The sequence below is a fragment of the Thauera humireducens genome (assembly GCF_001051995.2).
Lineage (GTDB): Bacteria > Pseudomonadota > Gammaproteobacteria > Burkholderiales > Rhodocyclaceae > Thauera > Thauera humireducens.
The window spans coordinates 3,980,023-4,003,563 of sequence record NZ_CP014646.1; the positions used below are offsets into that span (position 1 = coordinate 3,980,023).

20 protein-coding genes are annotated in these 23,541 nt (G+C 66.4%); 19 read left to right on the forward strand and 1 reads right to left on the reverse strand.

Annotated elements, in window-relative coordinates:
• The first annotated feature begins 333 nt into the window (after positions 1-333).
• The 17 genes from mraZ (at position 334) to AC731_RS18570 (ending at position 18,488) form a co-directional block, all read left to right on the forward strand.
• Positions 334-777 carry a division/cell wall cluster transcriptional repressor MraZ gene (gene mraZ / locus AC731_RS18490; RefSeq protein WP_048708369.1) on the forward strand — a complete coding sequence of 148 codons (444 nt, stop codon included), beginning with the start codon at positions 334-336 and terminating at the stop codon, positions 775-777.
• On the forward strand, positions 774-1,712 hold the full coding sequence (rsmH, locus tag AC731_RS18495) for a 16S rRNA (cytosine(1402)-N(4))-methyltransferase RsmH (protein ID WP_048708371.1): 939 nt from the start codon (positions 774-776) through the stop codon (positions 1,710-1,712). The genes mraZ and rsmH overlap by 4 nt, the downstream gene beginning before the upstream one ends.
• Positions 1,712-1,978 carry a cell division protein FtsL gene (ftsL, locus tag AC731_RS18500; RefSeq protein WP_038012231.1) on the forward strand — a complete coding sequence of 89 codons (267 nt, stop codon included), beginning with the start codon at positions 1,712-1,714 and terminating at the stop codon, positions 1,976-1,978. The genes rsmH and ftsL overlap by 1 nt, the downstream gene beginning before the upstream one ends.
• Complete coding sequence (locus tag AC731_RS18505; RefSeq protein WP_004264765.1) at positions 1,975-3,747, forward strand: peptidoglycan D,D-transpeptidase FtsI family protein; 1,773 nt, start codon at positions 1,975-1,977, stop codon at positions 3,745-3,747. The genes ftsL and AC731_RS18505 overlap by 4 nt, the downstream gene beginning before the upstream one ends.
• Positions 3,748-5,247 carry a UDP-N-acetylmuramoyl-L-alanyl-D-glutamate--2,6-diaminopimelate ligase gene (locus AC731_RS18510; RefSeq protein WP_048708372.1) on the forward strand — a complete coding sequence of 500 codons (1,500 nt, stop codon included), beginning with the start codon at positions 3,748-3,750 and terminating at the stop codon, positions 5,245-5,247.
• Complete coding sequence (locus tag AC731_RS18515) at positions 5,244-6,656, forward strand: UDP-N-acetylmuramoyl-tripeptide--D-alanyl-D-alanine ligase (RefSeq protein WP_048708374.1); 1,413 nt, start codon at positions 5,244-5,246, stop codon at positions 6,654-6,656. The genes AC731_RS18510 and AC731_RS18515 overlap by 4 nt, the downstream gene beginning before the upstream one ends.
• Position 6,657: 1 nt before the next feature.
• Positions 6,658-7,746: a phospho-N-acetylmuramoyl-pentapeptide-transferase gene (mraY, locus tag AC731_RS18520; protein WP_004264772.1), complete on the forward strand. Its 1,089-nt coding sequence runs from the start codon at positions 6,658-6,660 to the stop codon at positions 7,744-7,746.
• Positions 7,743-9,143, forward strand: coding sequence for a UDP-N-acetylmuramoyl-L-alanine--D-glutamate ligase (murD, locus tag AC731_RS18525; RefSeq protein ID WP_048708376.1), 1,401 nt, complete (start codon positions 7,743-7,745; stop codon positions 9,141-9,143). The genes mraY and murD overlap by 4 nt, the downstream gene beginning before the upstream one ends.
• Complete coding sequence (ftsW, locus tag AC731_RS18530; protein ID WP_048708378.1) at positions 9,140-10,369, forward strand: putative lipid II flippase FtsW; 1,230 nt, start codon at positions 9,140-9,142, stop codon at positions 10,367-10,369. Before murD ends, ftsW begins: the two co-directional genes overlap by 4 nt.
• The gene (gene murG / locus AC731_RS18535) at positions 10,366-11,436 is read left to right on the forward strand and encodes an undecaprenyldiphospho-muramoylpentapeptide beta-N-acetylglucosaminyltransferase (protein ID WP_048708379.1); all 1,071 of its coding nucleotides are present in this window, start codon (positions 10,366-10,368) and stop codon (positions 11,434-11,436) included. Before ftsW ends, murG begins: the two co-directional genes overlap by 4 nt.
• Positions 11,433-12,848, forward strand: a complete 1,416-nt coding sequence (gene murC, locus AC731_RS18540) for a UDP-N-acetylmuramate--L-alanine ligase (RefSeq protein ID WP_048708381.1) — start codon at positions 11,433-11,435, stop codon at positions 12,846-12,848. The genes murG and murC overlap by 4 nt, the downstream gene beginning before the upstream one ends.
• Positions 12,845-13,759 (forward strand): D-alanine--D-alanine ligase, encoded by a 915-nt coding sequence (locus AC731_RS18545; protein WP_048708382.1) that lies wholly within the window; start codon positions 12,845-12,847, stop codon positions 13,757-13,759. The genes murC and AC731_RS18545 overlap by 4 nt, the downstream gene beginning before the upstream one ends.
• Positions 13,752-14,612, forward strand: a complete 861-nt coding sequence (locus AC731_RS18550) for a cell division protein FtsQ/DivIB (RefSeq protein WP_048708384.1) — start codon at positions 13,752-13,754, stop codon at positions 14,610-14,612. Before AC731_RS18545 ends, AC731_RS18550 begins: the two co-directional genes overlap by 8 nt.
• Entirely contained in the window at positions 14,609-15,838 is a 1,230-nt protein-coding gene (gene ftsA / locus AC731_RS18555; RefSeq protein ID WP_004264786.1) for a cell division protein FtsA, read from the forward strand. The genes AC731_RS18550 and ftsA overlap by 4 nt, the downstream gene beginning before the upstream one ends.
• Before the next feature lie 141 nt (positions 15,839-15,979).
• Positions 15,980-17,128 (forward strand): cell division protein FtsZ, encoded by a 1,149-nt coding sequence (gene ftsZ, locus AC731_RS18560; RefSeq protein ID WP_004264787.1) that lies wholly within the window; start codon positions 15,980-15,982, stop codon positions 17,126-17,128.
• A gap of 212 nt (positions 17,129-17,340) precedes the next feature.
• On the forward strand, positions 17,341-18,267 hold the full coding sequence (gene lpxC / locus AC731_RS18565; protein ID WP_048708386.1) for a UDP-3-O-acyl-N-acetylglucosamine deacetylase: 927 nt from the start codon (positions 17,341-17,343) through the stop codon (positions 18,265-18,267).
• 32 nt (positions 18,268-18,299) lie between these two features.
• Positions 18,300-18,488 carry a hypothetical protein gene (locus AC731_RS18570; RefSeq protein WP_004264790.1) on the forward strand — a complete coding sequence of 63 codons (189 nt, stop codon included), beginning with the start codon at positions 18,300-18,302 and terminating at the stop codon, positions 18,486-18,488.
• A 45-nt stretch (positions 18,489-18,533) separates the two neighbouring features.
• Here the strand turns inward: AC731_RS18570 and AC731_RS18575 are convergent, their stop codons facing one another.
• Complete coding sequence (locus AC731_RS18575) at positions 18,534-18,965, reverse strand: DciA family protein (protein WP_004264791.1); 432 nt, start codon at positions 18,963-18,965, stop codon at positions 18,534-18,536.
• Between the two features lie 118 nt (positions 18,966-19,083).
• On the opposite strand from AC731_RS18575, the gene secA reads away from it, so the two are divergent.
• Together secA and AC731_RS18585 are read left to right on the forward strand one after the other, a co-directional pair.
• A complete protein-coding gene (gene secA, locus AC731_RS18580) occupies positions 19,084-21,807 on the forward strand; it encodes a preprotein translocase subunit SecA (protein WP_048708388.1) in 2,724 nt (907 codons plus the stop codon).
• 305 nt (positions 21,808-22,112) lie between these two features.
• Positions 22,113-23,468: a sigma-54 dependent transcriptional regulator gene (locus AC731_RS18585; RefSeq protein ID WP_053085850.1), complete on the forward strand. Its 1,356-nt coding sequence runs from the start codon at positions 22,113-22,115 to the stop codon at positions 23,466-23,468.
• Positions 23,469-23,541: the final 73 nt, after the last annotated feature.

Consider the following 23,541-nt stretch of genomic DNA (forward strand, 5'->3'; position numbering starts at 1 on the left):
GTCGTGCGGCGCCTCGGCTCAACAGCGACGTACGCCTGCAAGGGGCGTGCGCGCATCCGGCGCGCCGCGTCGCAGCCAGTATTTTTCCCACTTCGCCCCACCTTTACGTCGATCCCGCCCAAGTTCGACCGGTTTCACATGTCCATTCGCTATTGGCCTTGATTTTTCAGGGTTTATTGAACATTTCCCGGGTTCGCATAAGTCATTGTGTAACAACGAGATTCCGGTTTTGTCAGCTTGACCGGGTACGGCCTTTCCACTAAAGTGGGTCCAAGTGGAAAAAAGTGGGGGAAAGTGTCGTTTCGACGCTGCCCCGTGCCGTCAGGGGGGACGATGTTCCAGGGAGCCGCAGCGCTCAATCTCGATGCCAAGGGTCGTCTCGCGATCCCCGCGCGGCATCGCGATGCCTTGGCCGTCGAGAACGGCCAAGTGGTGTTGACCGCCCATCCTCACGGCTGCCTGCTTGTTTACCCCGTTCCCGCCTGGGTTCCGATCCGCGACAAGGTGCTCGCGGCGCCGGGGCTTGATCCGACCTCCGCCATGCTGAAGCGCCTTCTCGTGGGTTTTGCCCAGGAGGAAGCGCTCGACGCTTCAGGCCGTGTCCTGGTGGCTTCGTCGCTGCGCCAGTTCGCGAAGCTCGACAAGCAGGTCTGGCTGGTGGGGCAGGGCAGTCACTTCGAGCTCTGGTCCGATGAGGGCTGGCAGAAGCAGCAGGAAGCCATGCTGGCCCTGATGAATACCGGGTTGCCGCCCGGCTTCGAGAGCCTGGCGCTGTGAGTGCGCCTCAGGCACATATCACCGTCCTGCTGAACGAGGCGGTCGATGCGCTCGCGATTCGCGCTGACGGCGTCTATGTGGACGGCACCTTCGGGCGTGGCGGGCATAGTCGCGCGGTACTCGAGCGGCTTGGGCCGCAGGGGCGGCTGATCGCCTTCGATCGCGATCCGGTGGCAATCGCAGCCGGGCAGGCGCTTGGTAATGCGCGGCTGACGCTGGTGCATTCGGCCTTTGGCGATCTCGATGCTCAGCTTGATGCGCTTGGTGTGGCGCGGGTGGATGGCGTGTTGCTGGATCTCGGGGTGTCGTCACCGCAGCTTGACGATGCGTCGCGTGGCATGAGTTTTCGCTTCGATGCGCCGCTGGACATGCGGATGGACACGAGCCGCGGGCAAACCGTGGCGGAATGGCTGGCGGAGGCAACCGTCGGTCAGATCACGGAGGTAATCAGGGATTATGGCGAGGAACGGTTTGCTTATGCGATTGCAAAGGCGATTGCAGCTGCTCGGGCAGGGGGGGCTGTTGCAACCACTGGACAACTTGCCGCGATCGTGGAAAAAGCGGTCAGGACACGCGAGCCGGGGCAGCACCCGGCGACACGCACCTTCCAGGCTCTACGGATTTTCATTAATCAAGAGCTCGAGGAGCTGACGCGCGTGCTGCCTGCCTGCGTCGCGCGGCTGGTGCCGGGCGGGCGTCTGGCGGTGATCAGCTTCCATTCCCTCGAAGACCGTATCGTCAAGCGCTTCATGCGTGACGAGTCGCGCCCGCCGGTGTTTCCGGCGCGCCTGCCGATTCGTGCCGCCGACCTGCCGCCGCCGCGCCTGCGCCTGGTCGGCAAGGCTGTGCGCCCGAGCGGGGCTGAGGTCGCGGCCAATCCGCGTTCGCGCAGTGCGGTGATGCGCGTCGCCGAGCGCACGGAGGCGTCCGCATGATGATCCGGGCCGACGCGGTGCTGGTGGCGCTGGTGGTAGCGAGCGCGCTCGGGGTGGTCTCGTCCCAGCATCAGGCACGCAAGCTCTACGCTGAGTTCGAACGCGAGCAGTCGCGTGCCCATGGGCTTGAGGTCGAGTGGGGGCAGCTGCAGCTCGAGCAAAGCACCTGGGCGGCACACGCCCGGGTCGAGAAGCTGGCGCGCGAAAGGCTGGGCATGCGTCCGCCTGTGCAGGGGCAGGTCATGTTGGTGGAGCCGCAATCATGAAAAAGAATCAACGTACGGTCACCTTCAATCACAACCCCTTGCTCAAGCGCGAGTTGCCGCAGTGGCGCCCGCGCTTCGTGTTGCTGGCCCTGCTCGCGGGGTCGATGGCGCTGACCGGGCGCGCCCTGTACCTGCAGGGCGTGAATAAGGATTTCCTGCAGGCCAAGGGCGAGTCGCGCTATGCGCGAACGATCGAGATCCCGGCTACGCGCGGTCGTATCACCGATCGCCACGGCGACATGCTGGCGGTCAGCACGCCCGTGCGTTCGGTGTGGGCGCTGCCGTCCGACGCCAAGCTCGAGCCTGCCCAGGCGCGGGAGCTCGCGCGCATGCTCGAGATGGATGTGCGTGAGCTCAATGAAAAGCTCGCCACGCCGCGCGACTTCGTCTATCTGAAGCGTCAGCTGTCGCCCGAGGTGGCACAGCGCATCGCCGACCTCAAGCTGCCCGGCATTCACCAGCAGCAGGAGTACCGTCGCTACTATCCGGGCGGCGAGGTGATGGCGCATATCCTGGGCTTCACCGACGTCGAGGACCGTGGCCAGGAAGGCATCGAGCTTGCCTTCGAGAAGCAGCTCGCAGGTCGTCCGGGATTGCGACGGGTGATCAAGGATCGTCGTGGCCAGATCATCGAGGACGTCGAGGCCGTGCGCCCGCCCCGCGAAGGTGAGGATGTCGCGCTTTCGATCGACGGCAAGATTCAGTACCTCGCCTGGTCGGCCCTGCGCGACACGATGCAGCAGCACAAGGCCAAGGCCGGTGCGGCGGTGGTCATCGACTCGCGTACCGGCGAGATCCTTGCGCTGGCCAACGCGCCGACCTTCAACCCCAACAACCGCAGCAACCTGACCGGCGAACAACTCCGCAACCGGGTGTTTACCGACAGCTTCGAACCGGGCTCGGTGATGAAGCCTTTCATCGCCGGGCTGGCGCTCGACCGTGGCAAGGCGACGCCAACGACTTTGATCGACGTCTCTGCCGGACGCATGACGATCGGTACGGCGACCATCTCCGATTCGCATCGTCACGCCCGGTCGTTGACGGTCGCGGAAGTGATGCAGAAGTCGTCCAACATCGGCACGGTGAAGCTCGCCCAGCATTTCAGCCCGACCGAGATGTGGCAGTTGTTTGACGATCTCGGTTTCGGCAAGCCGCTGAACCTGGGTTTCCCCGGCGAAAGCGGGGGGCGCCTGCGTCCGGCCAAGACCTGGAGACCGATCGAGCAGGCGACGATGTCCTACGGTCACGGTATCTCCGTGAGCCTGATCCAGATGGCCCGCGCCTATCTCGCCTTTGCGCGTGACGGCGAGCTGGTGCCGCTCTCCCTGACCCGTGTCGAGGGCGAGCCCAGCAATGGCCGTCGTATCTTCTCGCCCGAGACGACGCATGCGGTGCGTGCGATGCTGGAGTCAGTGACACAGCCTGGCGGTACGGCGACCAAGGCGCAGGTCGCGGGTTATCGCGTCGGCGGCAAGACCGGTACCGCCCTCAAGATCGAGAATGGTCGCTACACCAAGCGCTACATCGCATCTTTCGTGGGCTTTGCGCCGGTCTCCAATCCGCGCCTGGTGGTCGCCGTGATGATCGATGAACCGAGTGCGGGCAGCTACTACGCCGGCACGGTGGCCGGGCCGCTGTTCTCTCGCATCATGGAAGGTTCGCTGCGCTCGCTCGGCGTCGCGCCTGACGCGCCGCTGACGCCGCTGCAGCTCGCGCGGCGCCAGTCCGAGGGCGCGGGGGGCACGGCCGTCGCGCAGGAGAGCATGTAAATGAGCCTTGCCGCACCCATCCTCGCGCGCCTGCAGGCAGCTGGCGTGGTCCCCTGCGGGATCACGGCGGACTCGCGCCGTGTCGGGCCGGGTGAGGTGTTCGCGGCGTGGCCCGGATTTCGCACCGACGGCCGGCGCTACCTGGCGTCGGCCGTCGAGCGTGGCGCAGCCGCCGTGCTGTGGGAAAGCGGCGATGGCTTCAACGCAGGGGAGCTGCCCATTCCGTCGCTGCCGGTCGAGCGTCTGCGTGACCTTGCCGGCCATCTCGCGCACGAGATCTATGGTCGCCCGTCCGAACGCCTCTGGCTTGTGGGGGTGACGGGCACCAATGGCAAGACTACCGTGAGCCAGATGCTGGCGAGCGCCATGCAGGACCTTGGGGTGCGCTGCGGTATCGTCGGCACCCTTGGCAACGGTTTCCCGGGCGAACTGGAGAGTTCGCTCAACACCACGCCCGATGCGCTCGAGCTGCATCGCTTGCTCGCCGGCTTCGCCAGGGCCGGGGCAGGGGCGGCGGCGATGGAGGTCTCGTCCATCGGCCTCGACCAGGGGCGGGTCAATGGCGCCTGCTTCGATGTGGCGATCTTCACCAACCTGAGCCGCGACCACCTCGATTACCACGGCTCGATGGAGGCCTACGGCGAAGCCAAGGCGCGCCTCTTCTCGCTACCCGGGGTGGAGCGCTGCGTGATCAACATCGACGATCCCTACGGGCTCATGCTCGCGCGGCGGCTGGTGGCGCAGGGGCGGGACGTGATCGCGTGCACCCTGTACCACGCCAACGCCGATGCGGTGCCGGGTGCGCGTGTGCTGCTCGGCGACCGGCTGCAGGCTGCGCCGACGGGCTTGCGCTTCGCGCTGCAGTGGGATCACCGCGTTGCCGAAATTCAGGTCCGGATGGTTGCGCCGTTCAACGTCTCGAACCTGCTGGCCGTGGCGGGCGCGCTGCTCGCGCGCGGTGTGCCGTTCGATGAGCTGCCGCCCGTTCTGGTGCGGATGACGCCGCCGGAGGGACGCATGCAACTGGTCGGCGGCGTGTGCGAGCCGCTGATCGTGATCGATTATGCGCATACGCCGGACGCGCTGGCGCAGGTGCTCGAATCCCTGCGTACGACCGTGCACTCGCGTCGCGGCCGGCTCAGCTGCGTCTTTGGCTGCGGCGGCGACCGTGATGCGGGCAAGCGTCCGCTGATGGGCGAGGTCGCTGCTCGTCTTGCCGACCGCGTCATTGTCACCAGTGACAATCCGCGCACGGAAGATCCGCTGAAGATCCTCGATGCAGTGGCAGCAGGCGCAGGCCCGCAGGCCGAGTGCATCGTCGATCGCGCACAGGCGATCCGCATCGCCATCGCGGAGGCGGCGGCGGATGACGTCGTGGTGATCGCGGGCAAGGGCCATGAGCCGTATCAGGAAGTGATGGGTCAGCGCCTGCCGTTCTCGGACCTGGAGCAGGCGAATGTGGCGCTGCGCGCCTGGCATGCGGGAGGGGCGAAACGATGATGAGTCTGCAGGATGCCGCACGCGCCCTCGCTCAGTATGGCGCGCGTGCAATCGGCATGACGCGCTTTGACGGGGTGGGTACCGACAGTCGCGCGCTGGCGCCGGGTCAGCTGTTCGTCGCGCTGCGCGGCGAGCGCTTCGACGGTCACGACTTCGTGGATGTCGCGGCTCGAGCCGGGGCCGCGGCCGCCTTGGTGGATGTTCGCTGGTTCGACGCGAACCCCGAGCCGCCGCTGCCCGCACTGGTCGTCGAGGACACGCGTCTCGCGCTTGGTGCGCTCGCCGCGGCTTGGCGCTCGCGCTTCGCCCTGCCGCTCGTCGGCGTGACCGGCAGCAATGGCAAGACCACCGTCAAGGAGATGTGTGCCGCCATCCTGCGCGCGCAGGCGCGGCGGGACGGCTTCGGCGACGAGGCGGTGCTGGCGACGCGGGGGAACCTGAACAACGACATCGGCCTGCCGCTGACGCTGCTCGAGTTGCGCGACTTCCATCGCGCTGCCGTGATCGAGATGGGCATGAACCATCCGGGCGAGATCGCCTACCTGACGGCGCTGGCGCAACCAACCGTCGCCATCGTGAATAACGCGCAGCGGGCCCATCTCGAAGGCATGGGTACGCTCGAAGAGGTCGCGCACGAGAAGGGCGCGATCTATGCGGGGCTTGGCAGTGCCGGCGTGGCGGTGATCAATGCCGATGACCCGCATGCCCAGTACTGGCGCGCCCTGAACGCCGATCGTGCGATTGTGACATTCGGTATCGAGCAGGTCGCCGACGTCAGCGGCCGGTGTACCCTTCGCGGCCTCGGTTCGCGGGTCGAGCTCGATACTCCCCAGGGGCGTATCGACTTCGCACTGCAGGTGCCGGGTCTGCATAACGTGCGGAATGCCGTCGGCGCTGCCGCTGCCTGCCTTGCGGCCGGCGTGACGTCCGAGGCAGTGGCCGAAGGTCTCGGTGAGTTCCTTGGTACGCCGGGTCGTCTGCAGCGACGTATCGGTCCGGGCGGCGCCGTGATCCTCGACGACTCGTACAACGCCAATCCCGACTCGGTGCGTGCCGGCATCGACGTGCTTGCGTCCATGCCGGGGCACACCTGGCTGGTGCTCGGCGATATGGGCGAGGTGGGCGAAACCAGCGCACAAGTCCATGACGAGATCGGCGGCTACGCCAAGAGCAAGGGGATCGACGGCCTGTTCGCACTGGGCGAAATGACGAATGTTGCGGTGCGAAATTTCGGCGATGGCGCCCAGCACTTCGCGTCGCCCGAGGCGCTGGTGCGGGCGCTGGCGCCCAGGCTGGATGCAGACTCGGTCGTGCTGGTGAAGGGCTCGCGGTTCATGCGTATGGAAAGGGTGGCGGACGCGCTTGCGGCAATGCACAATTCCGCCCCTTCAATGGATAGCGGCGCCTAACATGCTGTTGGAACTTGCACTCTGGCTCGGCCAGGACATTCGTGGCTTCAACGTCTTCGGCTACATCACGCTGAGGACCGTGCTCGCGGCGCTGACGGCGCTGGCGATCTCGCTCATCGCCGGTCCCGGCGTCATCCGCTGGCTCGCGGCCAAGAAGATCGGCCAGGCGGTGCGCGACGACGGTCCCAAGTCGCACCTGACCAAGGCGGGCACGCCGACCATGGGGGGCGCGCTGATCCTGATCTCCATCGGCATCACCATCCTGCTGTGGGGTGATCTGAAGAACGACTACGTGTGGGTGACCCTGCTGGTCACGCTCGGTTTCGGCGCAGTCGGCTGGGTGGATGACTGGCGCAAGGTGGTGCACCGCGACCCGAAGGGCCTGGCGAGTCGCTGGAAGTACCTCTGGACCTCGGCGATCGCCCTCGCCGCGGCCGTCTATCTTGGGCTCACCGCGAATACGCCGGCCGAAACCGAACTCATCGTCCCCTTCTTCAAGGCGGTCGCCTATCCGCTCGGCATTTTCGGCTTCATCGCGCTGACCTATTTCGTCATCAATGGCACCAGCCATGCGGTGAACCTCACCGACGGTCTCGATGGCCTCGCGATCATGCCGACCGTGATGGTCGCTGCGGCCCTGGCGATCTTCGCCTACGTCGCTGGTCACGTCGGATTCTCGAAGTACCTTGGCGTGCCCTACGTTGCCGGAGCGGGCGAGCTCGCGGTGTTCTGCGGCGCGATCTGCGGCGCCGGCCTCGGTTTCCTGTGGTTCAACGCCTACCCGGCGGAGGTCTTCATGGGCGACGTCGGCGCGCTTGCGCTCGGCGCCGCGCTCGGCACCATCGCCGTCATCGTCCGGCAGGAGATCGTGCTCTTCATCATGGGCGGCCTGTTCGTCGCAGAAACGCTGTCCGTGATGGTGCAGGTGCTGTACTTCAAGGCGACCGGCGGCAAGCGGATCTTCCGCATGGCGCCGCTGCACCACCACTACGAGCTGGGTGGCTGGAAGGAAACGCAGGTCGTGGTCCGCTTCTGGATCATCACCATCATGCTGGTGCTGTTCGGCCTGTCGACGCTGAAGCTGAGATGAGCGCACTCACCGGAAAACATGTCCTCGTGCTGGGGCTCGGCGAGTCGGGCCTGGCGATGGCTCGCTGGTGCGCGCTGCGCGGTGCGCGCGTGCGCGTGGCCGACAGCCGCACTGCGCCGCCCGGTTTGGACGCGCTGCGCGAGGATGCGCCGCTGGCGGAGATCGTCACCGGCGGTTTCGGCAGCGAGGTGCTCGATGGGGTCGATCTGGTGGCGCTGAGCCCGGGTCTCGACCCGCGCGTCGGTGTCGCTGCCGAGGCCTGCCGTCGTGGTCTGCCGATCACCGGCGAGATGAGCCTGCTGGCCGAGGCGCTGGACGAACTGGGGGTGCGCTCGCAGACCCGTATCCTCGCCATCACCGGTACCAACGGCAAGACCACGACGACTGCGCTCGCCGCCGCGCTGGCGCGTTCTGCCGGCATCGACGCCGTCGCGGCCGGCAACATCAGCCCGGCTGCACTCGACGTGCTGATGGACCGGCTTGCCGCCGGCGCCGCCTTACCCCAATGCTGGGTACTCGAACTGTCCAGCTTCCAGATCGAGACGATGCGGAACCTCGATGCGGAGGCTGCCACGGTGCTGAACGTCACCGACGATCACCTGGATCGCTACGCAGGCCTCGACGAGTACGCCGCGACCAAGGCGGTGATCTTCCAGGGGCGTGGTGCGCAGGTGTTGAATCGCGAGGATGTCCGCGTGGATGCGATGGCGCGTCCGGGGCGCGACATCATTCGCTTCGGGACCGACGCGCCACGCAGGCCCGGTGACTACGGCATCGCCAGACATGGCGGCGCAGACTGGCTGGTCCGCGGCGAGCAGCCCCTGCTGGCGCTGTCCGATTTGCCGCTGGCCGGCCGCCACAACGCCGCCAATGCACTTGCCGCGCTGGCGCTGTGCGAAGCCGGGCTGGGGCTGGAGCCGAAGTCGCTGGTTGTCGGCCTGCTGGCGTTCCGCGGCTTGCCGCACCGCGTCGAACTCGTTGCCGAGCGTGCCGACGGCGTGCGCTTCTACGACGATTCGAAAGGGACCAACGTCGGCGCTACGGTCGCCGCGCTGGCCGGGTTCGACCGGCCCGTGGTGCTGATCGCGGGCGGTGACGGCAAGGGGCAGGACTTCTCGCCGCTCGCCCCGGTCGTGGCCGGCAAGGCGCGCGCGGTGATGCTGATCGGACGCGACGCCGGTCGTATCGAAGGGGCACTGACGGGTTGCGGCGTGCCAACCGAACGTGCCGCTGATCTCGAGGGGGCCGTCGTACGGGCCAACGCGCTCGCCCAGGCGGGTGACGTGGTGCTGTTGTCGCCCGCGTGCGCCAGTCTCGACATGTTCCGCAACTACGCGCACCGTGCCGAAGTCTTCGTCGCGGCGGTACGCGGCTTGCCGGAGGTGTCCGCACGATGAAGCTCGGAGCCAGCCTCGCGGGTCTGTTCGGCGTCGGTGCGCGCAAGACCGAGAACGGCTCGCGCGTCGACGACCGTTTCGCGCGTGGCGGCAATCCGGTGCGCGAACTCGACCTGCTCCTGATCTGGTCTGCCGTGGGCCTGCTGCTGCTGGGCCTGGTGATGGTGTATTCGGCGTCGATCGCCATCGCCGAAGGCAGTCGTTTCACTGGCTACCAGTCGCATTATTTCGTGATGCGGCACGCGGTCTTTCTCGCGGTCGGACTCGGTGCCGGCCTCGTCGCCTTCCAGTTGCCGATGGCGCGGTGGCAGCAGCTCGCCCCGGCGCTGTTCGTCGCTGGCGTGGTCCTGCTCATCGTCGTGCTGATTCCGGGCGTCGGCCGTGAGGTCAACGGCGCGCAGCGCTGGTTGTCGCTCGGTCCGATCAACCTGCAGCCGTCCGAGCTGATGAAGATCTTCGCCGCGCTGTACGCGGCCGACTACACGGTGCGCAAACTCGATGCGATGAGCAGCTTCAAGCGCGGCTTCCTGCCGATGATGACGGTGATCCTGTTCGTTGGCTTCCTGCTGCTGCGCGAGCCGGATTTCGGTGCCTTCGTCGTCATCACCACCATCGCGTTCGGCGTGCTCTTCCTCGGTGGCGTGAATGGCCGCGTCTTCGCCTTGCTGGCGATCGCCGCGGTGATCGGCTTCATCATCCTGATCCTGAGTTCGCCCTATCGTCTGGAGCGCGTGCTTGGCTTCATGGACCCGTGGAAGGACGCCTTCGGCAAGGGTTACCAGTTGTCGCACGCGCTGATCGCCTTCGGGCGTGGCGAGTGGTTCGGCGTCGGCCTCGGCGGCAGCGTCGAGAAGCTGTTCTACCTGCCCGAGGCCCATACCGACTTCCTGCTCGCGGTCATCGCCGAGGAACTGGGCTTCGTCGGCGTGCTCGCGGTCGTCGCCGGTTTCGCGGTCATCGTGCAGCGCGCCTTCGCCATCGGCCGCGAGGCGATCAAGCTCGAGCGCTACTACGCCGGGCTCGTGGCGCAGGGCATCGGGCTGTGGCTCGGCGTGCAGTCCTTCATCAACATGGGCGTCAACATGGGCCTGCTGCCGACCAAGGGGCTGACCCTGCCGCTGATGAGCTTCGGCGGCTCGGGCATCGTCGCCAACTGCGTTGCACTTGCGATCCTGCTGCGTGTCGACTGGGAAGTGCGTCAGCTCAAGCGGGGGAGCAGCGCATGAAGACGCTGATGGTGATGGCTGGCGGTACCGGCGGACACATCTTCCCCGGCATTGCGGTTGCCGAGGTGCTGCGGGCGAAGGGCTGGCACGTGGTGTGGATGGGCAACCCGGATGGCATGGAGGCGCGCATCGTGGCGGGGCGTGGCTACGACACCGCCTGGGTGCGTTTCGGTGCGCTGCGCGGCAAGGGACTGGTGCGCAAGCTCATGTTGCCGGTCAACCTGCTGTCCGGGTTCTGGCAGGCGCTGCGCGAGTTGCGCCGTGCCCGGCCGGACGTCGTGCTCGGCATGGGCGGCTACATCACCTTCCCCGGCGGCATGATGGCGGCGCTGCTTGGCAGGCCTTTGGTGCTGCACGAGCAGAACTCGGTGGCGGGACTCGCCAACCGGGTGCTGGCCCGCGTCGCCGATCGCGTGCTGACAGGTTTCCCCGACGTGTTGAATAACGGCGGCTGGGTTGGCAACCCGGTGCGTGCGGAGATTGCCGGAGTCGCGCCACCGGCCGAGCGTTTCGCTGGCCGGGAAGGGCCGCTGCGGATCCTCGTCGTCGGCGGCAGTCTGGGCGCTGCGGCGTTGAACGAGGCCGTCCCCGCAGCCCTGGGGCGCATGCCGGCCGAGCAGCGGCCGCTGGTGGTGCATCAGGCGGGTGAGAAACAGATCGACGGCTTGCGTACCGCCTATGCCCGCGCGCGGGTAAAGGGTGATCTGCGTCCCTTCATCGACGACATGGCGTCGGCTTATGCCGAGGCCGACCTGGTGATCTGTCGTGCGGGTGCGCTGACGGTCGCCGAGCTGGCAGCGGTGGGCGTGGCCAGCCTGCTGGTGCCCTTCCCGCATGCGGTGGACGACCACCAGACCGGCAATGCGCGCTTCCTTGCCGAGCGGGGTGGTGCCTACCTGCTGCCGCAAACCGAACTGAACGCCGAACGGCTGGCCGGCATTCTCGCCAGCATCGACCGCCCGCGCCTGCTGCAGATGGCCGAGCATGCCCGCGCCCTTGCCCGCCCCCTCGCGGCGGCCGAGGTGGCCCGCGTCTGCGAGGAACTGGCCGGCGGAGAAAGGATATGAAGCACAAGGTCAGAAACATCCATTTCGTCGGTATCGGCGGTTCGGGCATGAGCGGCATTGCCGAGGTGCTGGTTAACCAGGGCTACGCCGTGAGCGGCTCGGATCTCGGTGACAACGCTGCGACGCGCCGCCTGCAGAAGATGGGCGCGCGCGTGATGCGCGGCCACGATGCGGCGCAGGTTGCCGGTGCAGACGTGCTCGTCGTGTCGACTGCCGTGAAACCCGACAACCCCGAAGTTGTCGCCGCACGCGAGCGCCATATCCCGATCGTGCCGCGCGCGCAGATGCTGGCCGAGTTGATGCGCTTCAAGCAGGGCATCGCGATCGCCGGCACGCACGGCAAGACCACGACGACCTCGCTGGTGGCCAGCATCCTCGCCGAAGGCGGCATCGACCCGACCTTCGTGATCGGTGGCCGGCTCAATGCCGCGGGTGCCAATGCGCGCCTGGGCAAGGGCGAGTACCTGGTGGCCGAGGCCGACGAGTCCGACGCGTCCTTCCTGCTGTTGAGCCCGACGATCTCGGTCGTCACCAACATCGACGCCGACCACATGGACACCTACGGCCACGACTTCGGGCGGGTCAAGCAGGCCTTCGTCGATTTCCTGCAGCGCCTGCCCTTCTACGGCGTGGCGGTACTGTGCGAGGACGATGCCAACGTGCGCGAAATCGCGCCGCAGGTCTCCAGGCAGATCGTGCGCTACGGCCTGTCGCCGACCGCCAGCATCCGTGCTGAGAACGTGCGCGCCGACGGTGGCCGCATGCTGTTCGACTGCGTGCGGGTCAATGGCACGACGACGCGCCTGCCGATCGAACTCAACCTGCCGGGCCTGCACAACGTGCTGAACGCGCTCGCCGCCATCGCGGTGGCGACCGAGGTGCAGGTGTCCGACGAGGCCATCATCAATGCGCTGGCGAATTTTCGTGGCGTGGGCCGGCGCTTCCAGCGCTATGGTGAAGTGCATCTGATTGACCAGGATGGCGACGAGGCGGGCAGCTTCACGCTGGTCGACGACTACGGCCACCATCCGGTTGAGATGGCGGCGACGATCGCGGCCGCGCGCGGCGCCTTCCCCGGACGGCGTCTGGTGCTGGCATTCCAGCCGCACCGCTACACGCGCACGCGGGACTGCTTCGAGGACTTCGTCAAGGTGCTGTCGTCCGTCGATGCGCTGCTGCTGGCCGAAGTTTATGCGGCGGGCGAAACGCCGGTCGTTGCTGCCGACGGGCGCTCGCTGGCGCGCGCCATCCGCGTTGCCGGCAATGTCGAGCCGGTGTTCGTCGAGGATATCGCCGACATGCCTAAGATGATTCTGTCTGCCGCGCGCGATGGCGACGTGGTGATCACCATGGGAGCGGGCAGCATCGGCGCCGTGCCGGGCAAGCTCGCACCGATCGAGGAAATGTTGTGAAAGCGCGGTTTGGCAAGGTTGCAGTCCTGTTCGGCGGTTCCTCCGCCGAGCGCGAGGTGTCGTTGATGTCCGGCCAGGCGGTGCTCGCTGCGCTGCAGGGCGCCGGCGTGGATGCGCATGCTTTCGACCCGGCCGAACGGGATCTGCACATCCTCAAGGAAGAGGGCTTCGATCGTGCCTTCATCGCGCTGCATGGTCGCGGCGGCGAGGACGGTACGGTGCAGGGCGCGCTGGAACTGATGGGCATTCCCTACACCGGCAGCGGCGTGATGGCCTCGGCCCTGTCGATGGACAAGTGGCGGACGAAGATGGTGTGGCTGGCCAGCGGGCTGCCCACGCCGCGTTACGCCATCCTCGAGGCCGACTCCGACTGGGATGCGGTGGTCGCCGAGCTGGGGCTGCCGATCTTCGTCAAGCCCGTGCATGAAGGCTCGAGCATGGGGGCGACCAAGGTCACCGAGGCCGGCCAGCTGCGTGCCGCCTGGGAACTCGCCGCCCGCTACGACAGCCTGGTCATCGCCGAGGAATTCGTCGCCGGCGAGGAGCTGACCGCACCCTTCCTCGAAGACCAGGCGCTGCCCCTGGTGCGCATCGTGGCGCCCGACGGCAACTACGATTACCAGCACAAGTACTTTACCGACGACACCCGCTACGACTGCCCCTGCGGCCTGCCTGCCGCGCTCGAGGCCGAACTCCAGGCGCTGATCATGAAGTCGGCTCGCGTGCTGGGCTGCCGGGGCTGGGGGCGTGCGGACCTGATCCTCACCGCGGACGGCCGCCCCTATCTGCTCGAGATGAACACCTCGCCCGGCATGACCAGCCATTCGCTGGTGCCGATGTCGGCGCGTGTGGCCGGTCTCGAGTTCGAGGCCCTGTGCCTGAAGATCCTCGAAGGAGCCCGCCTTGGCTGAGGTGAGCGTGCGCCCCGCCGCAATCCGTTCCGGTCGTCCGGAACGGGTGGCTGCGCGCGCGCCGCGTGCGGAGACGGGGCTGTGGCACCGGCCCGCGCTGCTGAACCTGATCTCGGATCTGCTCACGCTGCTCGCCGCCATCGGTCTGGGCTGGGCGCTGGTGATCTGGTTCGTGTCGCGCCCGCTGTTCCCGTTGCGCGAGATCGTGGTGCTGACGCCGCCCGCCAAGGTCACTGAAGAACAGCTCGAGTACGCGGCCCGCACGGCCATCGACGGCACGTTCTTCACCGTCGATCTGGAGTCGGTGAAGGCGACCTTCGAGAAGCTGCCCTGGGTGCGCAAGGCGGAGGTCCGCCGGCGCTGGCCCGACGCCATCGAGCTGCGTCTGGAAGAGCACCAGGCGGTGGCCTACTGGACGGTTTCGGAAAGCGGCGATGCACGGCTGGTGAATGCGCAGGGCGAGGTCTTCGTCGCCGCCAGCGACGCCGACATGCCGCAGTTCGACGGCCCGCAGGGCAGCGCAGGCTGGCTGCTGGCGCGTCATGCCGAATTTTCCGACCTGCTGCGGCCGCTCGGCGTGCGTCTGGTCGGACTGGCCCTGTCCGCGCGGCAGGCATGGCAGCTCAAACTCGACAACGGCCTGGTGATCATGCTTGGCCGTGAGCAGGACAGGTCCGCGCTCGCCGACAGGCTCAAGCGTTTCATCGCGGCCTGGCCGCGCGTGCGGGAACAGATCGACATCGACATCAAGGTCGCAGACCTGCGCTACCCGAGCGGTTTTGCGCTGACACCGGCCGACGGCACGGTGCTGCTGCACGCCGCCTCGCAAGGCGCCAGGAAGGGCAAGCAATGAGCAAGGAATACAAGGATCTGATCGTCGGCCTCGACATCGGCACGGCCAAGGTGACCTGCATGGTCGCCGAGGTGCGCCCGGACGGCCGGCTCAACGTCGTCGGCCTCGGCACGCAGCCGACCAACGGCCTCAAGCGCGGCGTGGTGGTGAACATCGAAGCCACGGTGGACGCGATCTCGCGTGTCGTGCAGGAAGTCGAGCTGATGGCCGACTGCAAGATCCACGACGTCTACACCGGCATCGCCGGCAGCCACATCAAGAGCTTCAACTCCAGCGGCACGGTCGCGATCAAGGAGAAGGAGGTCACGCCGATGGATGTCGAGCGCGTGATCGAGGTCGCGCGCGCGATGCCGATCCCCGCCGAGCAGCAGATCCTGCACATCCTGACCCAGGAATTCATCATCGATGGGCAGGGTGGCGTGCGTGAGCCGATCGGGATGAGCGGCGTGCGCCTCGAGGTCAAGGTGCACATCGTCACCGGCGCCGTGTCCGCCGCGCAGAACGTCATCAAGTGCGTGCGCCGCTGCGGGCTCGAGGTCATGGACCTGAGCCTGCAGCCGCTGGCGTCCAGCCATGCGGTGCTCACCGAAGACGAGAAGGAACTGGGGGTGTGCATGGTGGATATCGGCGGCGGCACGACCGACATCGCGGTGTTCACCCAGGGCGCGATCCGTCACACCGCCGTCATCCCGGTGGCCGGCGACCAGATCACCAACGACATCGCGATGGCGCTGCGCACGCCGACGACCGAGGCCGAGGAAATCAAGATCCGTCACGGCGTCGCCATGCATCAGATGGCCGACCCCGAAGAAATGATCGAAGTGCCCGGCGTGGGCGATCGCCCGCCGCGCAAGCTGTCGCGCCAGGCACTGGCCGACGTGATCGAGCCGCGCGTGTCCGAGCTGTTCGAACTAGTGCAGGCCGAGCTGCGTCGTTCCGGTTACGAGGAGCTGCTGTCGTCGGGCATCGTGCTCACCGGCGGTTCGTCGGTGATGCGCGGCATGGCCGAGCTGGGCGAGGACGTGTTCCACATGCCCGTGCGCGTGGGCGGCCCGCTGTACGACGGGGGGCTCGCCGATGTCGTGTGCCAGCCGCGCTACGCCACCTCGATGGGGCTCGTGATGGAAGGTGCAGCGCAACGCCGGCGCGGTCAGCAGGCGCGGGATACGCGCACCGTGAAGCAGTTCTTCGGACGCATGAAGTCGTGGTTCGAACGGAATTTCTGACCGGGCGCCAGACGTCCAGTCATTTTGTATAAAAGCCGATTTCCCGGCCTGTATTTAGTATTAAAATTCGCGGCTGTTACTAGATGCGGGCTGGGCGGCATTCGTTGTTGAGCAGGGCCGTTAATTCAGGAGGCGAGGCAAATGTTTGAAATCGTTGAGAAAGAGCCGTCCGGTACGATCATCAAGGTGATCGGTGTCGGGGGTGCCGGCGGCAACGCCGTCGACCACATGATCCGCGAAGGGGTGAAAGGCGTTCATTTCATCTCCGCCAACACCGATGCGCAGGCGCTGAACCGCTGCCTGGCGTCGCACAAGGTGCAGCTGGGCGGCACCGGACTGGGTGCGGGCTCCAAGCCCGAAGCCGGTCGCGCCGCGGCCCAGGAGTCGCGCGATGAGATCGCTGCGGCGCTGGAAGGCGCGCACATGGTGTTCATCACGGGCGGCATGGGTGGCGGTACCGGCACGGGGGCTGCACCGGTCGTGGCCGAGATCGCCAAGGAGATGGGCATCCTGACCGTCGCCGTGGTGACCAAGCCCTTCGACTTCGAGAACCGCATCCGCGTCGCCGAGAGCGGTGTCGAAGAGCTCACGCGTCACGTCGATTCGCTGATCGTCGTGCTCAACGACAAGCTGCTCGACGTCTATGGCGACGACGCCGGCTTCGAGGAATGCTTCCGTTCCGCCGATAACGTGCTGCGTTCGGCCGTCGGCGGCATCGCCGAGATCATCAATGTGCCCGGCCTGGTCAACGTCGACTTCCAGGACGTGCGCACCGCGATGGCCGAGATGGGCCGCGCGATGATGGGTTCGGCCGAAGCCGCCGGCATGGACCGCGCCCGCATCGCGGCCGAGCAGGCTGCCGTCTCGCCGCTGCTCGAAGGGACCGAACTGTCGGGTGCGCGCTGCGTGCTGATCAACATCACCGCCAGCAAGTCGCTGAAGATGTCCGAAGTGCGCGATGCCGTGAAGACCGTGCAGGCCTTTGCCGCGCCGGAAGCCTTCGTCAAGTACGGCACCGTGTTCGACGAAAGCATGGAAGACCGCATCCGCATCACGGTGGTCGCCACCGGCCTGGGTGCGCCGCGCGCAGCCCGCCAGCCGGTCATGCAGGTGGTCCAGGGTACCGGTACCTATGGTCCGGCCATGAGCGGTGGCGGTGCCGTCGACATGACCAACCTCGACGTGCCGGCCGTGATGCGCAGTGGCCGTCGCACCACGGTCGAAGCGATGAGCACCAGCGGCGTCGGCACCTACGACATCCCCGCCTTCCTCCGCCGCCAGGCCGACTGACCGGAAAACGGTTGCGCGCACTTTGCGCGTGACCGCCTGTCCAACGGGCACCCTTTGCGAACCGCCGCCTCCGGTTCGTGACGGGTGCCCGCGTCGTTTTCGTGTGCTGCATTGCAATATCCGCTTGCGCAACAGTCTGGGTGAATGAGGCACATAGCCTGTCCCGCCAGGAGGTGCGTGATAAAATTGCGATGTTTAAAGGAAATTTAACGATGATCAGGCAGCGCACCCTCAAATCCATCGTCAAGGCCACCGGCGTCGGTCTGCACGGCGGGCGCAAGGTGACGCTCGTCCTGCGTCCGGCGGCGCCGGATACCGGCATCGTCTTCCATCGCGTCGACCTCGATCCGCCGCTCAGCCTGCCGGCCGACCCCTATGCCGTGTGCGACACGCGCATGTGCTCCGGGCTGGAAAAGGGGGGTGAGAAGGTCGGCACGGTCGAGCACCTGATGTCGGCGCTGGCCGGCCTGGGCATCGACAACCTGCACGTCGACGTGGATGCGCCGGAGATTCCCATCCTCGACGGCAGTTCCGCGCCTTTCGTGTTCCTGCTGCAGTCGGCGGGGATCGAGGAGCAATCGGCGCCGAAGAAATTCCTGCGGGTGAAGAAGGTGGTCGAATACGTCGAAGGCGACAAGTGGGTGCGTCTGGAACCGTACGATGGTTTCCGGCTCAGCTTCTCGATCGTCTTCAACCATCCGGCCATCGACAACACGTCGACGCGTGTGACGGTCGATTTCGCCGAGCATTCATACGTCCGCGACGTGGCGCGTGCGCGCACCTTTGGTTTCATGCAGGACGTCGAGTTCATGCGGGCCAACGGCCTCGCGCTCGGCGGCAGCCTCGAGAACGCGATCGTGATGGACGAATACCGCGTGCTCAACGCCGAGGGCCTGCGCTACGCCGATGAGTTCGTGAAGCACAAGGTGCTCGACGCCATCGGCGATCTCTACCTCTGTGGCCACCCGCTGCTGGCTTCGTATTCGGCACACAAGGCCGGCCATGCGCTGAACAACCAGATCCTGCGCGTCCTGCTCGAGGATCGCGAGGCCTGGGAGATCGTCACCTTCGAGCAGCCCAAGGCGACGCCGGCCGCCGTGGCACACCAGTTCGATGCCGCGGCGCTCGCCACGGCCTGAACTCGCGCGCTGACGCCCGGATCGCCCGCCCCATGCTGATCATGCGCCTCTTGCTGCTGCTCGCCGTGCTTGGCGTGGGCGGCTCGGTCATCCTGTGGCTGCTGACCGGCAATCCGCGCTTCAAGGCCTGGGCGTGGAAGATCTTTCGCGTTGCGGTGGTGTTGCTGTTCGCCTTTTTCGCGCTGTTCGCGATCGAGCGCGCGCTGGTGCCGCTGGCCTGATGCACGGAGCGCCCGGGCGCGACGCTTTTTGCGCCGGAGCGCGCGCTATTCGCGCCCTCGTCTCACAAGCCTTTCCAGCGACTCGCGCAGTGGCGAGTCCGTCGGCAGCGACGCCGCGAAGTCGGCCAGCCCGGCCTTGGCGTCGGCCGAGATGTGGCGTTGCGGCGGCGGGCGGCGCCATTCCACCTGCTCCGGCGTGCCGACCTTCACCCTGATGTTGCCGAACGCATGGCCGGCTTGCGCGAACTGCGTCAGCAGGCTTGGCAGCATCTGCTTCAGGCGTACGGCGGTCGCGCCGTTGCGTGCCGTGATGACCAGGTCGCCATCCTTGAGGTTCGCCACCTGGCATTGCTCGGCCATGTAGGGGGGCAGTGCCGCTTCGAGTGCCCCCTGCAGTCGCCTCAGGCGGGCGGCGTGTTCTTGAAGGCGGGCGAGGGCGTCGCCGCTGCCGAGGAAGCGATGGAGGAGCTGGCTCATGATGCATGGAATCCCGTGAATGGGCGGGGCGCCGCGGTCAACTGGAGACACGTGTCACGGGCCGCCCGGATCGGCATGATAAACTCGCGCCTTTGCCGAATCGACGTCGACCTCAAACATGATCTCCGGCCTGCTCAAGAAAATCTTCGGTAGTCGCAACGACCGCCTCGTTCGTCAGTACCTTCAGACCGTGCGCAAGATCAACGCGCTCGAGCCGGAAATCTCCGCGCTGTCCGACGACGCCCTGCGCGGCAAGACTGCCGAATTCAGGCAGCGCGTGGCCAATGGCGAGGCGCTCGACGCCCTGCTGCCCGAGGCCTTTGCCGTGGTCCGCGAGGCCGGCAAGCGGGTGCATGGCATGCGCCACTTCGACGTCCAGCTCGTGGGTGGCATGGTGCTGCACAACGGCAAGATCGCCGAGATGCGTACGGGCGAGGGCAAGACCCTGGTCGCCACGCTGCCTGCCTACCTCAATGCGCTGTCGGGCAAGGGCGTGCACGTCATCACGGTCAACGACTACCTTGCCAGCCGCGACGCCGAGTGGATGGGCCGGATCTATGGATTCCTCGGCCTCACCACCGGCTGCAACCTCTCGCGCATGGCGCACGCCGAGAAGCAGGCGGCCTACGCGGCCGACATCACCTACGGCACCAACAACGAGTTCGGCTTCGACTACCTGCGCGACAACATGGTCTACGCGGCCAGCGAGCGCGTGCAGCGCGCCCTGAACTTCGCGATCGTCGACGAGGTGGACTCCATCCTGATCGACGAGGCGCGTACGCCGCTGATCATCTCCGGCCAGGCCGAGGACCACACCGAGCTCTACCTGAAGATGAACCAGGTCGCGCCGATGCTGAAGAAGCAGGAAGGCGAGGGCGACAACGTGACCGAGCCGGGCGACTACACGGTCGACCTGAAGTCGCACCAGGTGTTGCTGACCGAGGATGGGCACGAGAATGCCGAGCAGGTCCTGATGCGTCTCGGCCTGCTGGCCGAAGGCACCAGCCTGTACGACCCGGGCAACATCCTGCTCGTGCATCACCTCTACGCGGCCCTGCGGGCGCATGCCCTGTACCACAAGGACCAGCACTACGTGGTGCAGAACGGCGAGGTGGTCATCGTCGACGAATTCACCGGTCGCCTGATGGCAGGCCGGCGCTGGTCGGACGGCCTGCACCAGGCGGTCGAAGCCAAGGAAGGCGTGCGCATCCAGGCCGAGAACCAGACGCTGGCCTCGATTACCTTCCAGAACTACTTCCGCATGTACGGCAAGCTCGCTGGCATGACCGGTACGGCCGACACCGAGGCCTTCGAGTTCCACTCGATCTACGGCCTGGAAACGGTGGTGATCCCGACCAACAAACCGACGCAGCGCAAGGACGGGAACGACAAGGTCTATCGCACCGCGAAGGAGAAGTGGGACGCGGTGATCGAGGATATCCGTGACTGCGTCGAGCGTGGACAGCCGGTGCTGGTGGGCACGACCTCGATCGAGACCAACGAATTCCTCTCCGGCCTGCTGACGAAGGCCAAGGTCGCACATCAGTTGCTCAATGCGAAGCAGCACGACAGCGAAGCGCAGATCGTCGCCCAGGCCGGACGCCCGGGCGTGGTGACCATCGCCACCAACATGGCCGGTCGCGGTACCGACATCGTGCTCGGCGGCAACATCGAGAAGCCGGTGTCGCTGGTGCGCGAGGACGAGTCCCTGTCGCCGGAGGACCGGGAAGCGAAGATCTCGACGATGCGCGCCGAGTGGGCCAAGGTGCATGAGCAGGTGATCGCCGCCGGCGGCCTGCACATCATCGGCACCGAGCGTCACGAGTCGCGCCGCATCGACAACCAGCTGCGTGGCCGTTCCGGCCGCCAGGGCGATCCGGGTTCGAGCCGCTTCTACCTGTCGCTGGAAGATCCGCTGATGAAGATCTTCGCCGGCGAGCGCCTCAACGCGATCATGGTCCGCCTCAAGATGCCCGAGGGCGAGGCGATCGAGCATGCGATGGTCACCCGTTCGCTCGAGTCCGCACAGCGCAAGGTCGAGCAGCGCAACTTCGACATCCGCAAGCAGTTGCTGGAGTACGACGACGTCGCCAACGACCAGCGCAAGGTCATCTACCAGCAGCGTAACGAACTGCTCGAAACCGAGGATATCTCCGAGACCATCCGCGCGATGCGCCAGGGCGTGCTGCACGACCTGTTCCGTCGCTACGTGCCGCTCGACAGCGTCGAAGAGCAGTGGGAGATTGCCGGCCTTGAGCTTGCGTTGGCGTCCGAACTGGCACTGAAGCTGCCGGTGGGCGAATGGATCAAGGCCGAGCCGAACCTGGACGACGACACCATCCTGCAGCGCATCGTCGATGCCGGCGAGGAGGCTTATGCCGCCAAGACGGCGATGGTCGATCAGTCGGCCTGGCACCAGTTCGAGCGCAACGTCATGTTGCAGAGCCTGGACACGCACTGGCGCGAGCACCTCGCCGCGCTGGATCACCTGCGCCAGGGCATCCATCTGCGCGGTTACGCGCAGAAGAACCCGAAGCAGGAATACAAGCGCGAGTCCTTCGAGCTGTTCGAAACGCTGCTGGATACCGTGCGGGCTGATGTCACCAAGATCCTGATGACCGTGCAGGTGCGCACCGAGGCCCAGCTCGAGGAGGCGGAGGTGCAACCCGCGCTCGAGAACGTCCAGTACCACCACGCCGACCAGGACGAAGCGCTCGCCGCGGCGAACCCCGAGCAGGCCGCGCAGCAGCCCGCGCAGGCCGGGCCACGCGTCGGCCGCAACGACCCGTGCCCTTGCGGCTCGGGCAAGAAGTACAAGCATTGTCATGGCAAGCTGAACTGATTCGCATGACGCGGCTGCAAGCGCCTGCCGATGGATCGGGCTTGCAGTCGAATCAAGACAGAAGGGGAGTGCTCCGGCGGGGTACTCCCCTTCTTCGTTGACTCGATTGAATTCGGGGTCGACGAGTCGGGCATCGCTGTCTAGTATGTAATCGGTCGTACCGCGCAGAGGGCATGTGAATCGGCGTGATGCGACCGACCAAACAAGGTGTTGCGACGATATACGGGCCATCGAGAAGCCCGAGTCGGGGGGATTCGTCATGAACGACGTTTTCAAGAAGCACCTGCCAGTGCGCTGACGCCGCGATGGATACGAGCTATTTGGAGCGGCTGAAGGGGCCACGACGGGGAGTGGTGCTCGATGGCGGAGGCCGGATCTTTTCCGCACTCGAGGCGCTGGGGCTTGAGCGTTGGGATTTTCAGGTGGTGTCGACGATCGACGCCGCGCGCCGGGCGCTTCGCCAGGATCCGGGTGCGATCGGCCTGGTCGCCTTCGATGGAGTCCATGCGTGGCCCCAGGCCGAACTGGTGATGCTGCTCGCGCGCAGCGAAGTCGAATGGGTTGCGCTGCTGGAGGAGGGACTGCTGCGCAGCGAGCGTGTGAGTCCCGAGTTGCTGCGCAATTTCAACGATTTCCATTCCTTGCCACTCGATCGCGAGCGCATCGCGATGACGCTGGGGCATGTTCATGGCAAGGCCGCGCTGCTGCCCCGGGCCGATAGCTCAGCCTTGGCAGGGGGCGGTTTTGGCATGACCGGCCGCAGCGAATGCATGCGGCTCATCTACCGGCAGATCGAGAAGGTGCTCGGCGTCGATGCGCCGGTGCTGATCGGCGGCGAATCGGGCACCGGCAAGGAACTGGTGGCGAGGGCCATCCATCAGCATTCCGCGCGGGCGAGCGGGCCCTTTGTGGCGATGAACTGCGGGGCGATCGCGCCCAGCCTGATCCAGTCCGAGCTCTTCGGTTACGAGCGCGGTGCCTTCACTGGCGCGGCCCAGCGCAAGATCGGCAACATCGAGGCGGCGAATGATGGCGTCCTCTTTCTCGACGAGATCGGCGACCTTCCCCTCGAGATGCAGGCCAACCTGCTTCGTTTCCTGCAGGACAAGACGATCACCCGGGTAGGCTCCACCGAGCGCGTGAAGGTCAATGTGCGCGTGATTGCCGCCACCCACGTCGATCTGCAGCGCGCGGTTGCCGATGGTCGCTTCCGGCAGGACCTCTATTACAGGCTCAACGTGCTGGGCCTGACGCTGCCGGCGCTGCGGGAGCGGCGCGAGGACATTCCGCTGCTGGCCCAGACCATCTTCGACGAGCAGCGAGTGCACGCCAGCCCGCAGGTGAGAGGGTTCAGCAGCGCTGCGCTGCGCGCGATGATGGACTACGACTGGCCGGGGAATGTGCGCGAACTCATCAACCGCGTGCAGCGCGCGATGATCATGAGCGAGAACCGCCTCCTCAGCGTTGCTGACCTGGGCCTGCCGCCCGTCGTGGATCCGGTCACGCCCACGCTCGAGGAAATCCGCACGAACGTTGAGCGCGAGGTCATCGAGACCAGCCTCAAGAAGCACGGCAACAACGTTTCCGAAACGGCCCGCCGCCTTGGCGTGTCGCGCGTCACCCTGTACCGAATGATCGACCGCCTGAAGATCGTCCTGTAGCCCGTTCGTGGCGCGGGGCGCGTGCAATCCTCCGTGGGAGTCTTCGAGATGAGAAAGTGCTGCGCCGAGCCAA